This is a genomic window from Paraburkholderia translucens, assembly GCF_020881035.1.
Classification (GTDB): domain Bacteria; phylum Pseudomonadota; class Gammaproteobacteria; order Burkholderiales; family Burkholderiaceae; genus Paraburkholderia; species Paraburkholderia translucens.
Genome location: NZ_JAJITC010000010.1, coordinates 54,633 through 66,925, shown reverse-complemented (window position 1 = coordinate 66,925; position 12,293 = coordinate 54,633). Strand labels below are relative to the sequence as shown.

Genomic DNA, 12,293 nt, shown 5'->3' with positions numbered 1-12,293 from the left:
GGTTCAGTACGGCTTGTCGCCGATAATGCCGGCGCGTTCCATCTTGCGATGGCACGGCGGGTAGTCCATCACCGCGTAGTGCTGCGTGCTGCGGTTGTCCCAGATCGCGATGCTGTTTTTCTCCCAGCGCCAGCGCACCTGATACTCGGGGATGTACGCCTGGCTGATCAGGTAGCGCAGCAGATCGCCCGCGCCCGGATTCGCGTCCTGCCCAAAACGCACGCGTTCCGGCGTGTGAAAGTTCGTGAAATGACTGGTGAAGGCATTCACGAATAGCACCTTCTCGCCCGTCTCCGGATGCGTGCGCACCACCGGATGCTCCGCGTCCGGAAACTGTGCTTTCAGCGCGAGACGCTTTTCGATCGGCATCGCAGCGCCGAAGCTCGCCTCGATGCTGTGGCGGGCGCGCAGATCCGCGATCTGCGTCTTCACATATGCCGGCAGATTCTCGTACGCGAGGACCATGTTCGCCCACATCGTGTCGCCACCGACGGGCGGACACTCCACGCAGCGCAGCACGGCACCGAACTGCGGCGCTTCGCGCCAGGTGGCGTCGGCGTGCCACGCGTTTTCATAGCGGTCGTTGGGCTGATCCGGGGTCTTGTAGATGCGCACGAGGCCCGGGTACTCCGGATCGCTGCCCGCGACCGGATGGTCTTCGAGCTCGCCGAAGCGGCGCGCAAACGCCACGTGCTCGGCGCGCGTGATGTGCTGGTCGCGCAGGAACAGAACCCGGTGCTTCAGCAGCGCCGAGCGGATCTCGGCAAACAGGCCATCGTCGTTGATCGCGTGAGCGACATTCACCCCGATCAGCTCGGCACCGATCGCATACGTCAGTTGTTCGATTCGCATGACTCGCTCCTCAGATGACGAAGACCGACGACCCCGTCGTCTTGCGCGATTCCAGATCCCGATGGGCTTGCGCCGCATCTTCGAGCGCATAGCGCTGATTGACCTCGATCCTGATGCGTCCCGAAGCGATCAGCCCGAAGATTTCGCCGGCGAGTTCATTCTTCTCGGCCGGATCGGCGATATAGTCCGCAAGCGCCGGGCGGGTCAGATAGAGCGAGCCCTTCATCGCCAGCAGTTGCGGATTGAACGGCGGAATCGGGCCGGAAGCCGTGCCGACGCAAACCATCAGACCGCGGCGCTTCAACGAATCGAGCGAGGCCTCGAAGGTATCCTTGCCGACGCTGTCGAACACCACGTTCACGCCGACGCCATCGGTCAGTTCGCGCACGCGCCTGGCGACGTCTTCGCGGCTGTAGTTGATGACGTGGTCGCAGCCGTGCGCGCGGGCCACCTCGCCCTTGGCTTCGGTCGAAACCGTGCCGATCACGGTCAGACCCAGCAGCTTCGCCCATTGCGAAACGATCAGGCCGACGCCGCCAGCGGCGGCATGCAGAAGGATCGTGTCGCCGACCTTGAAGTCGTGAATGCGGCGCATCAGATACGCGGCGGTCAGACCGCGCATGGTCATGCCGGCGGCCGTTTCGCAGTGGATCGCATCGGGCAGCCGGATCAACGGGGCAGCCGGAATCAGGCGTTCGGTGCTGTACGCGCCGAGCGTGTTGATAAAGCCCGTATAGGTCACACGATCGCCCACCGCGACGTTCGTCACGTCCGGACCAACGGCTTCGACCACGCCTGCGGCCTCGACGCCCATCCCGGCGGGCAGCGGAACCGGATACAGGCCGCTGCGGAAGTAGGTGTCGGCGAAATTGAGGCCCACTGCCTGATGGCGCAGGCGGACCTGACCGGGGCCGGGGTTGCCCACTTCGACGTCCTCGTAGCGCAAGACGTCGGGACCACCGGTTTCATGAAAGCGCACTGCCTTTGCCATGTCGAATCTCCAATTCTTCCCAATCTGCAATCTGCGAAATGCTTTGCGCCCGTGGCGCAGTCGCGGAGCCTGTGTTACGCGCCGTCCGCGTGGCGCGATGCAATGTCAGCCTGCGGCCTGCTCACGCAGGGTGTTCAGACGATCCAGATCGGCCGAGTAATTCCGTTTGCCGATCATGAATGCGGCAGCCGCGGCTAGCGGCGCGAGCGGCACCAGTTGCAGCGCGCCCAGCAGCCCGATCCGATCGGCGATGATCCCCGTGAGGACGGCCGCCGGCGCGAGGCCCAGCAGGTTGTTCGCGAGCGTCAGGGTCGCGAACGCCGAGGCGTGAATCGACGACGGCGTGAGGTTCGCCACCATCGCCCCCGACGGGCCGCTCGCACCGGCGCAAAAGAACATGCCGGCACCGATCACGACGAGCTGCCACGGCCCCGCGGGCATCCGCAAGCCAATCCCGAGCAGAACGAAACAGGCGAGGCAGAAGGCGATCGCGGCGAACCACTTCCGTTCCCGTGCGTGCTTGCTGAGCCGGTCAGCGAGGTTTCCGCACACCACCATGCCCACCCCCGTCACCAGCACGAACACCGCTGCACACATCGCGGCCTTACCGGTAGCCATACCGTAGTAGCGATTCAGGAAGCTCGGCATCCACGCCCACACCGCGGCGGGAACCAGCAGATGCAGGCCGCTGCCGACATAGGCGCATACCACGGACTTCGTCGAGAACAGTCCCTTCATCAGCGCGCGCAGGCTCATGCACACGCTGCGCGTTTGTGCCTGCCTGGTCACGCTTGCCGGCTGCAGCGGCACCAGACGCTGTTCGGTGACGACCAGCCGGTAGATCACGACCAGCACGAGCCCCATCGCCGCCATCGCACCGAATGCCGATCGCCAGCCGAGGTGAGCCGCCACCGCGCCGCCGAGCGCCATGCCCAGCACCGAACCGAACGCGCCGCCCGCCATGAAGGTGCCGGTCAGCGTGGAGCGCAGCCGCACCGGAAATATGCTCAGGACAACTGCGATTCCGACACTGCCGTAGGCCGCTTCACCGATCCCGACGAAGGCACGCGCAAGCAGCAACTGGCCATAGCTCGCCGAGATCGCGCAGCCTGCCGTCGCGAGACTCCACATTCCCGCCATCAGCACGATGCTCTTCACGCGCCCCCAACGGTCAGCGAGCACCGACAGCGGAAACGTGAGCACGCCAACCATCAGCGCCACCACGCTGCTGAGCGAGCCCAGCTGCGCGTCGGACAGGTGCCATGCCGCCTTGAGCGGCGGAAATACGGCGTTCAACACCTGCCGCGACATGTAGTCGGAAAGCAGCAATCCGACCGTCAATGCAAATACCACCCACGCATAAGCGCGCACGTCTGTCTGAGATGCCGATAGATCGCCCGTCGTGGGCCCAGCATGCTGTACAAGCATGGTTCCGTCTCCTTCGAGGCTGATTTTCGGCGCTCACGCCGCCCGCAGCGGCACGTTCCTGACGCCGGCCTGGCGGTTCGGCGCCATATCGTTGGCGAGAAGCGTCTCGTCGATCGTCTCGTACTGCACACCAATACGATAGATCTCGCGCGCTTCCTTGCCGGTGGCAATTTCACGCCCCAGTTCACGCGCGACGCGCACGCACTGCTCGATCTGCTGCACCGACGTGAAGCGCTTACCGTGCTGGTCGATGATCGTGTCCTCGATGCCGCAGCGCGGATGCAGGCCCATCGACATCGCCATCATGTTGAACGGCAGCACATTCTTCAGCAGAGACTCGGCGGTGAGCGTGCAGCCATCCGGCGCGCGATGCACGAAGTTGAAGAAATTGAACGGATTCGGGCCGTCGAAGCCGCCACCGATGCCGATCCACGTGAGATTCAGGGGGCCCTTGTAGACGCCCTTGCGCACGAGGCGCTCGAGCGTTTCGAGCGCATGAATGCCTGTGAGCTGGAAGTGCGGCTGGATGCCCGAAGCCTGCAGGCGGCGCAGGTGCTCCTCGACCCACGCGGGGCCAGCCGGAACCGTCATTTCACTATAGGCGGCCATGAACGCAGGGTTCGAAAGCGAGGTGCCTGCGAGATACTCCGGATAGAGCAACTCCATGATGTTCATCTGCGTGGTGTTGATCGCGACCGTCACCTGATCGGGCTTCGGTTCGAGATCGGCCAGCATATGGCGCGTGTCGTCGGACAGCCACTTCGCGGCCTGCCCATCGTCTTCCGGTGCGAACGAAATCGAGCCGCCCACCTGGATGATCATGTCGGGCACGGCGGCACGCACACCCGCGATCAGTTCATTGAACTTCGACAGGCGCTTCGAGCCCTTGCCGTCGAGTTCGCGCACGTGCAGGTGCAGCACGGTGGCGCCGGCGTTGTAGCAATCGACCGCCTTCTGGATCTGCTCGTCCATTGTCACGGGGATGTCTTCCGGGAAATCCTCGGGCATCCATTCCGGGCCGTACGGCGCGGTGGTGATGACTACCTTGTCCTGATTCTCCGGGTGCAACGAATCGTCGAGAAACTGCATTGTCTGCCTCCATCGAGTTTGGGGTGACGCTGTTCCGATCTCGCCAAGCCGCGGGGAAATTTGCTGGAACATTTCTAACGTCATGGGCAAAAGATACGGCAATCACGCAGTACACTTTTATGATTGGGCGCCATGCTTTTAGCCATTCGTGCCACTGCGCGTTAACACCGATCATTGCGCGAAGCAAGCGTTTAATGACCTGAAAATTGCCCCGCGGGCGAATCGTCCGGAGAAACTACGATGGAAACGATGTTGACGTCGGTAGCCATGAGTGGCTATTTCGAAGTGACGCGACGGCTTGGACTGAATCCGGTCGAGCTCGCCAGAGAGGCCGGCGTCGATCCCGCTGCGCTCGCGAATCCGGGCGATCGCGTACCGGCTGCCGCCTGCTGTCGGCTACTGGAAATGACGGCCAGCAAGGCGTCGTGCCCAACCTTCGCGCTGCAAATGGCGGAAACGCGGCAGACGTTCGGCAGCGGTGTGGTCAATGTCCTGCTCGCGCACAAACGGACGCTGCGTGAAGTGCTGCTGGCCGCAGCCGAATACCGTCATCTGCTGAATGAAGCACTGGCGGTCCACGTCGAGGATGCTGACAAGACGGTCACCATTCGTGAAGAACTCGTCGTCGAACCGGGTACACCCACGAGGCAGGCCATCGAACTGGCGCTCGGTGTTCTCGCGAGACACTCCAGCGCGCTGCTCGGCAAGTTCTGGAAACCGCGCGAAGTCCACTTCACTCACGCGGCGCCTGCGGACCTGACGTTTCACCGGCACTTTTTCAATTGTCCGCTGGAGTTCGGCAGCGACTTCAACGGCTTCGTCTGCGCGAGCGCCGATCTCGACTACCCGAATCCGCTAGCCGACCCTGAACTCGTGCGCTATGCGGAGAGTCTCGCCACTCCGCTGAACGCGAGCGCGGCGGAATCGGCCGCGCTGGAAGTGCGCAAGGCGATCTACCTGCTGCTGCCGCTCGAACAGGCCAACGCGGAACTGGTGGCGCGTCATCTGCACCTGAGCGTGCGCACCATGCAACGCCAGTTGAATTCGGCCGGCACCAGCTTTTCGGATCAGGTGGAGCACGTACGCGAAGAACTCGCCGTGCGCTACATGAGCAACCCCACCTATCCGATCGGACGGGTCTCGGCGCTTCTCGGCTACGCGCAACAGGGATCGTTCACGAACTGGTTCGTGTCGCGATTCCATATGACGCCGCGTGACTGGCGGGCGAGCCATTCGAAATGATGGGGGCGCACTTGAAGCCATCTGCGAAGCCCGTCAACTTTTGCATAGCTGGCGCATATGATATATGATATGTATATCATGACACGGAGGCGGTAATGAGTCGGATTTTGATTGATTTGCCCGATGCGCAGATCGAAGAGTTGGCGGTGCTCGTGGAGATGGAGCACCGCCCCCGTGCCGCTGTGATCCGTGACGCGATCGAGGCGTATATCGCGAATCACAAGCAAGCGCGCGGAGCTGAAGTTTTCGGGCTGTGGAAGAACAGGAAAATAGACGGCCTTGAATATCAGCAGGAGCTTCGCTCGGAATGGTAAGAGCACTTTTCGATACGAACATATTGATCGACTACCTCAGCGGTGTCACCGCAGCGAAGAAAGAACTCTCGCGCTACGAGTATGGAGCGATCAGCACAATTACCTGGATGGAAGTTCTTGTCGGCACGACGGCGGAAGATGAAGCGACGATTCGTGCATGGCTCGGTTCCTTTGAACTCATCGTGTTGGACAGTGCCATCGCAAATCGCGCAGTGGAGATTCGCAAGCAAAGACGAATCAGATTGCCTGATGCGATAGTTTGGGCATCCGCACAAGTTAATTCGCTGCTCCTGGTTTCTCGCAATACGAAGGATTTTCCAGCGGATGAACCGGGCGTGCGAGTGCCCTACAAGGTTTAGAGAAAAAGGGAAAGGGACACGGTCAAGCAATAGTTGGGGGAAGCGCTGCGTGTACTGCTGCGCGGCGACGCTGCACGGCGTTGGGCAATTCTCTTTTGACACGCCATGCGCATACGTCGCCCTCTCATTCGGCGCGAAGCTTCACATACCGGCCCGGTGCGCTCTCGATCACCTTGTACTTCCTGTTGCCGAGCGTCGTGCGCGCCTCGACCTGCTCACCCGAATGTTTCCTCACCCAGCCGATCCAGTGATTCCACCAGCTGCCGCGCCGCTCTACCGCCGTTGCGCGCCAGTCGTCGGCATTTTCGTCGCAACTCTCGTTGGTCCAATAGCTGCGTTTGTTCTTCGACGCCGGATTGATCACCCCCGCGATATGGCCGCTCGCCCCCAGCACGAATTCGGTTTGGCCGCCCAGTAACTGCGTCGATCGATAGGCGGATCGCCACGGCACGATGTGGTCTTCCTCGGCCGCCATCAGGTAGCTCGGCATATCGATGTTGCCGAGATCGACGGGCGTACCGCAGAACGTCAGTTTGTTCGGCACGCGCAGACTGTTGTCGAGGTACATGTTGCGCAGATAGAAGCTGTACATCGGGCCGGGCAGATTGGTCGTGTCCGCGTTCCAGTACAGCAGGTCGAACGCGGCCGGGGTTTGGCCTTTCAGGTAGTTGTTCACGACGTACGGCCAGATCAGATCGTTGGCGCGTAGCGCTTGGAAGACGAAGCCGAGTTCGCGCCCGGGATACAGGCCGCCGCGACCGATCGTATGCTCGCGCATCTGCACGCCCTGCTCGTCGATGAACACGCCGAGATCGCCCGGTTCGCTGAAGTCGAGCAACGCCGTGAGCAGCGTCAGGCTCGCGACGGAGTCGTCGCCGTTTGCACGCATGATCGCAAGCGCCGACGAAAGCAGTGTGCCGCCCACGCACCAGCCCAATGCGTTGACCTTGTCGGCCCGGCTGATGGCACGTGCGACGCTGAGTGCCTGCATCACGCCATCCTCGAGATAGGCGTCCCATGTGGTATCCGCCATGTCCTGCTGCGGATTGCGCCAGGACACGACGAACACCGTCAGCCCCTGCTCGCAGGCGAAGCGCACGAAGGAATTCTCCGGCTGAAGATCCAGGATGTAGAACTTGTTGATGCACGGAGGAACGATCACGAGCGGCCGTGCCGCGACCTTAGGCGTCAGCGGCGCGTACTGAATCAACTGGAACAGATCGTTTTCATACACCACCGCGCCGCTCGATGTGGCGACGCTTTTGCCCACTTCGAACGCGCTTCGATCGGTGATCGAGATCGAACCGTTGCCCAGATCGTCGAGCAGATGCGTCAAGCCCGTGAGCAGACTCGATCCGCCCGATTCCACCGCTGTGCGGACAACCTCGGGATTCGTCGCGGCGAAGTTCGCGGGGCTGGCGAAGTCGATGAACTGACGCGTGAAAAAGCGCAGCCTGTGCTTGTACTTTTCATCGAGCGTGCTTGCCTCGACGAGCTCTGCGAGCGCCCGTGCATTGATCAGATAGCTCTGCTTCAGAAGGCTGTACCAGCCGTTGCTGGACCAGTCATCGGCGTGAAACCGCCGGTCTCCGTGCTCGGGCTCGGCGACCGGCTTCAACGCCGTCCGCGCGCAGATCAATCCGGCTACCGTGTCGCCCCACAGTTGCGCGTGCTGGTGCAGGTAGTGGGCGCTCGCCTGTGGGATGTTGAATGGCATTCTCATGGCGGGGACTCGCTGTCATGCGTTGCTGACGGCGCAAACCGCGTCTGCATCGGCACGATCGCGGCACGATGTCGGCAGGACCAGGGCGTCGCCCTCTATCACCACCCTGCCGCTGACCGTGCAAACGGTGGACAGGACGACGCGGCGCTTGTCGCGAATCAGTTCCTTGACGGTTACTTCGGCCCGAACGGTGTCGCCGGGTCGAACCGGCGCCTTGAAGCGCAGGTTCTGGCCGAGGTAGATCGTGCCCGGGCCGGGCAGCCGCCCCGCGATGGCCGCGGAAATGATGCTCGCGCTCAGCATCCCGTGAGCGACGCGCCCTTTGAAAGCTGTCGTTTGCGCGAACTGCTCGTTGATGTGAACCGCGTTGATGTCTCCCGACGCGCCCGCGAAAAGCACGATGTCCGCCTCCGTGATGGTCTTGGCGAAGTGGGCGCTCATGCCTGGTCGCAGGTCTTCGAAATCGTATCCGTTAAGCTCATTCATGATTATTCCGCTTGCTTGGCGGGCATTGGCCCTTTGCTCGGTGCGTACTGCGTGTTGGGACGGGCGCGAAGCGCCGGATGCGGTTAGCGCAGAGCCTGCTCGAGTTCCGGCACGACGGTGAAGAGATCACCGACCAGACCATAATCCGCCACGCTGAAAATCGGCGCTTCCTCGTCCTTGTTGATCGCGACGATGACCTTCGAGTCCTTCATGCCCGCCAGGTGCTGGATCGCGCCCGAGATGCCCACTGCCACGTACAGTTGCGGCGCGACGATCTTGCCGGTCTGGCCGACCTGATAGTCATTCGGCACGAAGCCCGCGTCGACCGCCGCGCGCGAGGCGCCCAGCGCCGCGCCGAGCTTGTCGGCGAGCGGCTCCAGAATCTTCGCGTAGTTCTCGCCGTTGCCGAGACCCCGGCCACCTGAGACGATGATCTTCGCGCTCGTGAGTTCCGGACGGTCGAGCTTCGTGACTTCGCGGCTCACGAACTGCGAGATGCCGGCGTCGGCGGCCGCTTCGATCTTCTCCACCGCCGCGCTGCCGCCCTCGGCCGCGACCGCGTCGAAACCGGTCGAGCGCACCGTGATGACCTTGACCGGGTCAGCCGATTGCACCGTCGCGATCGCGTTGCCCGCGTAGATCGGACGCTCGAACGTGTCGGCGCTATCGACTGCGGTGATGTCGCTGATCTGCGCGACGTCGAGCTTCGCGGCAATGCGCGGCGCGATGTTCTTGCCGTAGGCGGTGGCCGGGGCGAGGATGTGCGTGTAGTGCTGAGCGATGCCCAGCACCGTGGCTTCGACGTTTTCCGCAAGGCCCTCTGCCAGTTGCGGCGCGTCGGCCAGCAGTACCTTGCTCACGCCCGCGATCTTCGCGGCCGCCTCGGCTGCGGCCTGCGCATTGTGGCCCGCGACCAGCACGTGAATGTCACCGCCGATTTTCTGTGCCGCTGCGATCGTGTTCAGCGTCGCGGCCTTGATCGACGCATTGCCCCCCAAGGGGGCTTCCTTCGGGGCGTCGAATTCTGCAATTACCAGGTTCGTCATTTCTTGCGTCTCCTCACAGCACCTTGGCTTCGGTCTTCAGCTTCTCGACCAGCGTCTTCACGTCCGGCACCTTCACACCGGCGGAGCGCTTGGGCGGCTCGGCGACCTTCAGCGTCTTCAGACGCGGCGTGACATCGACGCCGAGATCTTCGGGCTTCACAGTTTCCAGCGGCTTCTTCTTCGCCTTCATGATGTTGGGCAGCGTCACGTACCGCGGCTCGTTCAGGCGCAGATCGGTCGTCACCACCGCGGGCAGCGTCAGCGACAGCGTTTCCGCGCCGCCGTCCACTTCACGCGAGACGGTCGCCTTGCCATCGGCTACCACCACTTTCGAGGCAAAGGTGGCCTGCGGCAAGCCGGCCAGCGCAGCCAGCATCTGGCCGGTCTGGTTGGAGTCGTCGTCGATCGCCTGCTTGCCCAGAATGACGAGCGAAGGCTGTTCCTTCTCGACGAGCGCCTTGAGCAGCTTGGCGACTGCGAGCGGCTGCAGGTCTTCGTTCGATTCGACCAGGATCGCGCGATCCGCACCGATCGCGAGCGCGGTGCGCAGCGTTTCCTGCGCCTGCGTCACACCGGCCGACACGGCGATCACTTCGGTCGCGACGCCCGCTTCCTTCAGACGCACGGCTTCTTCCACCGCGATTTCATCGAACGGGTTCATCGACATCTTCACGTTGGCGATATCGACTCCCGTGTTATCCGACTTCACACGGACCTTCACGTTGTAGTCGACCACCCGCTTCACGGCTACCAGAACTCTCACAACACTCTCCTTCCCACACCGATAAGGCCGGGCCCTATCGTTTCGAATGACACGTCACGTTGATTGATGACATCAAAACTGGTCTTCGCGCAGCGCCAACGCGCCTTCGCCATCGCGAGCGCCGCGAATCGCCGCTTCGAACGCGACTGCACGAGGCAGCACCTGGGTTGCGTAGGTGTGCGCCGTCGCGATCTTGGCGTCGTAAAAGGCCGGATCTTCGTCGCGCTTGTCGGTTGCGAGCACGAGCGATCGTGCGGTTTGCCAACCCGCGAGCACGGTGCCCGCGAGCATCAGATAGGAGACACTGCCCGCGAACACCGCGTTCGGATCGCTCTTGACCCGCTCGACAACGTAGCGCACCGCGCTGTAGAAGGCGTCACGGCCGGCGGAAAGATGCCGGACCATCGCCTGAAAGGTCGGGCTCGTACGATACGACGCGTGCGATCGCAGCGCGTTCAGTGTCGCGTCGATCTGCGTGAGCAGCATCACGGCCACTTCGCCGTTGTCGCGCACGGTCTTGCGGCCGACGAGATCGTTCGCCTGGATCGCCGTCGTGCCTTCGTAGATCGGCAGGATGCGCGCATCGCGGTAGTACTGAGCAGCGCCGGTTTCCTCGATGAAGCCCATGCCGCCGTGCACCTGCACGCCGAGACTCGTCACCTCCAGCGACAGCTCCGTGCTCCAGCCCTTCACGACCGGCACCAGGTATTCGTAGATCGCCTGATGCTTCGCTCGCGTCATATCGTCCGGATGACGATGCGCGAGGTCGCAATGCGATGCCGCGACATACGCCAGCGCGCGAGCGCCTTCGGTCAACGCGCGCATCGTCGAGAGCATGCGGCGGACGTCCGGGTGCTGGATGATCGGCACCGCCTGCTTCGCGGAACCATCCACGGGACGGCTCTGCACCCGCTCCTTCGCATACGCGACGGCCTTCTGGTACGCACGATCCGAGATCGCCACGCCCTGCACCCCGACCGCGAAGCGCGCGGCGTTCATCATGATGAACATGTACTCGAGACCGCGGTTTTCTTCGCCGATCAGCTGACCGATCGCGCCGCCGTGATCGCCGAACTGCAGCACCGCGGTCGGGCTCGCCTTGATGCCGAGCTTATGCTCGATCGACACGCAATGAACGTCGTTGCGCTCGCCGAGCGAGCCGTCCTCGTTGACGAGGAACTTCGGCACGAGAAACAGCGAAATGCCCTTTACGCCTTCGGGCGCGTTCGGCGTGCGCGCGAGCACGAGATGCACGATGTTTTCGGTCATATCGTGCTCGCCCCACGTAATGAAAATCTTCGTGCCGAACAGCTTGAACGAACCGTCGCCCTGCGGCTCGGCGCGGGTGCGCACGAGCGCCAGATCGGAGCCGGCTTGCGGTTCGGTCAGGTTCATCGTGCCGGTCCATTCGCCTGAGATCAGCTTCGGCACGAAGCGTTGCTTCTGCTCTTCGCTGCCCGCTGTCAGTAGCGCTTCGATTGCGCCGTCGGTCAGAAGCGGACACAGTCCCAGCGACAGGTTGGCGGCATTGAGCATTTCGATGCAGGGCGTCGACAGCAGTTTGGGCAGATCCTGACCGCCGTACTCAGACGGATGTTGCAAACCCTGCCAACCGCCTTCGGTGAACTGACGAAACGCCTCCCTGAAACCGGACGTGGCGCTCACCGCGCCGTCCTTCCAGGTGCTCGGACAGCGGTCGCCGTCTAAGTTCAGCGGCGCAAGTACACCCTCGTGCAGCCGCGCGGCCTCTTCGAGCACGGCCCGGGCGGTGTCGGCGGTCGCGTCCTCACAGCCGGGCAAGGCCGACAGGCGGTCGATTCCGGCCAGTTCCGTGATTGCAAACAACATGTCCTTGAGAGGCGCGACGTAGCTCATTGCCGTTCTTCCGATCAGATGGTCCGTGGGGAATGTCACCCGTCTGGCGGCGCTGCGGCCGGGGTAACGTATGGCTGAATCGTAGCGCCGCACAGGCTCTGCCCGGTTGTCCAAACCGGACGATC

12 protein-coding genes are annotated in these 12,293 nt (G+C 62.8%); 3 read left to right on the top strand and 9 right to left on the bottom strand.

The window, feature by feature from the left end:
• Window positions 1–3 precede the first annotated feature (3 nt).
• From LJ655_RS19320 to LJ655_RS19305, 4 genes are all read right to left on the bottom strand, one after another.
• Window positions 4–852 (bottom strand): TauD/TfdA dioxygenase family protein, encoded by an 849-nt coding sequence (locus tag LJ655_RS19320; RefSeq protein ID WP_230562828.1) that lies wholly within the window; start codon window positions 850–852, stop codon window positions 4–6.
• 10 nt (window positions 853–862) lie between these two features.
• Window positions 863–1,843, bottom strand: a complete 981-nt coding sequence (locus LJ655_RS19315) for a quinone oxidoreductase family protein (RefSeq protein WP_230562827.1) — start codon at window positions 1,841–1,843, stop codon at window positions 863–865.
• 105 nt (window positions 1,844–1,948) lie between these two features.
• Window positions 1,949–3,271: an MFS transporter gene (locus tag LJ655_RS19310; protein WP_230562826.1), complete on the bottom strand. Its 1,323-nt coding sequence runs from the start codon at window positions 3,269–3,271 to the stop codon at window positions 1,949–1,951.
• A gap of 33 nt (window positions 3,272–3,304) precedes the next feature.
• Window positions 3,305–4,360, bottom strand: a complete 1,056-nt coding sequence (locus LJ655_RS19305; protein ID WP_230562825.1) for a beta-keto acid cleavage family enzyme — start codon at window positions 4,358–4,360, stop codon at window positions 3,305–3,307.
• A 240-nt stretch (window positions 4,361–4,600) separates the two neighbouring features.
• Between LJ655_RS19305 and LJ655_RS19300 the strand changes: the two genes are divergently transcribed.
• The 3 genes from LJ655_RS19300 to LJ655_RS19290 all read left to right on the top strand — a co-directional run bounded on the left by LJ655_RS19300 (window position 4,601) and on the right by LJ655_RS19290 (window position 6,275).
• A complete protein-coding gene (locus LJ655_RS19300; protein WP_230562824.1) occupies window positions 4,601–5,602 on the top strand; it encodes an AraC family transcriptional regulator in 1,002 nt (333 codons plus the stop codon).
• A gap of 95 nt (window positions 5,603–5,697) precedes the next feature.
• Window positions 5,698–5,916: a ribbon-helix-helix domain-containing protein gene (locus LJ655_RS19295; protein ID WP_230562823.1), complete on the top strand. Its 219-nt coding sequence runs from the start codon at window positions 5,698–5,700 to the stop codon at window positions 5,914–5,916.
• Window positions 5,910–6,275, top strand: a complete 366-nt coding sequence (locus LJ655_RS19290; RefSeq protein WP_230562822.1) for a type II toxin-antitoxin system VapC family toxin — start codon at window positions 5,910–5,912, stop codon at window positions 6,273–6,275. Before LJ655_RS19295 ends, LJ655_RS19290 begins: the two co-directional genes overlap by 7 nt.
• Window positions 6,276–6,399: 124 nt before the next feature.
• On the opposite strand, the gene LJ655_RS19285 is transcribed toward LJ655_RS19290, so the two are convergent.
• From LJ655_RS19285 to LJ655_RS19265, 5 genes are all read right to left on the bottom strand, one after another.
• Window positions 6,400–7,998: a PHA/PHB synthase family protein gene (locus LJ655_RS19285; protein WP_230562821.1), complete on the bottom strand. Its 1,599-nt coding sequence runs from the start codon at window positions 7,996–7,998 to the stop codon at window positions 6,400–6,402.
• A 15-nt stretch (window positions 7,999–8,013) separates the two neighbouring features.
• Window positions 8,014–8,484, bottom strand: coding sequence for a MaoC family dehydratase (locus tag LJ655_RS19280; RefSeq protein ID WP_230562820.1), 471 nt, complete (start codon window positions 8,482–8,484; stop codon window positions 8,014–8,016).
• Window positions 8,485–8,567: 83 nt separating this feature from the next.
• Window positions 8,568–9,530, bottom strand: coding sequence for an electron transfer flavoprotein subunit alpha/FixB family protein (locus LJ655_RS19275; protein ID WP_230562819.1), 963 nt, complete (start codon window positions 9,528–9,530; stop codon window positions 8,568–8,570).
• Between the two features lie 13 nt (window positions 9,531–9,543).
• Window positions 9,544–10,293 (bottom strand): electron transfer flavoprotein subunit beta/FixA family protein, encoded by a 750-nt coding sequence (locus LJ655_RS19270; protein WP_230562818.1) that lies wholly within the window; start codon window positions 10,291–10,293, stop codon window positions 9,544–9,546.
• Between the two features lie 72 nt (window positions 10,294–10,365).
• Window positions 10,366–12,168, bottom strand: coding sequence for an acyl-CoA dehydrogenase (locus tag LJ655_RS19265; protein WP_230562817.1), 1,803 nt, complete (start codon window positions 12,166–12,168; stop codon window positions 10,366–10,368).
• Between the last annotated feature and the right edge of the window lie 125 nt (window positions 12,169–12,293).

Bases quoted from the DNA above. Each gene is read 5' to 3' on its own strand.
- LJ655_RS19320 (WP_230562828.1), bottom strand. From the start codon at position 852: ATGCGAATCGAACAACTGACGTATGCGATCGGTGCCGAGCTGATCGGG.
- LJ655_RS19315 (WP_230562827.1), bottom strand. From the start codon at position 1,843: ATGGCAAAGGCAGTGCGCTTTCATGAAACCGGTGGTCCCGACGTCTTG.
- LJ655_RS19310 (WP_230562826.1), bottom strand. From the start codon at position 3,271: ATGCTTGTACAGCATGCTGGGCCCACGACGGGCGATCTATCGGCATCT.
- LJ655_RS19305 (WP_230562825.1), bottom strand. From the start codon at position 4,360: ATGCAGTTTCTCGACGATTCGTTGCACCCGGAGAATCAGGACAAGGTA.
- LJ655_RS19300 (WP_230562824.1), top strand. From the start codon at position 4,601: ATGGAAACGATGTTGACGTCGGTAGCCATGAGTGGCTATTTCGAAGTG.
- LJ655_RS19295 (WP_230562823.1), top strand. From the start codon at position 5,698: ATGAGTCGGATTTTGATTGATTTGCCCGATGCGCAGATCGAAGAGTTG.
- LJ655_RS19290 (WP_230562822.1), top strand. From the start codon at position 5,910: ATGGTAAGAGCACTTTTCGATACGAACATATTGATCGACTACCTCAGC.
- LJ655_RS19285 (WP_230562821.1), bottom strand. From the start codon at position 7,998: ATGAGAATGCCATTCAACATCCCACAGGCGAGCGCCCACTACCTGCAC.
- LJ655_RS19280 (WP_230562820.1), bottom strand. From the start codon at position 8,484: ATGAATGAGCTTAACGGATACGATTTCGAAGACCTGCGACCAGGCATG.
- LJ655_RS19275 (WP_230562819.1), bottom strand. From the start codon at position 9,530: ATGACGAACCTGGTAATTGCAGAATTCGACGCCCCGAAGGAAGCCCCC.
- LJ655_RS19265 (WP_230562817.1), bottom strand. From the start codon at position 12,168: ATGAGCTACGTCGCGCCTCTCAAGGACATGTTGTTTGCAATCACGGAA.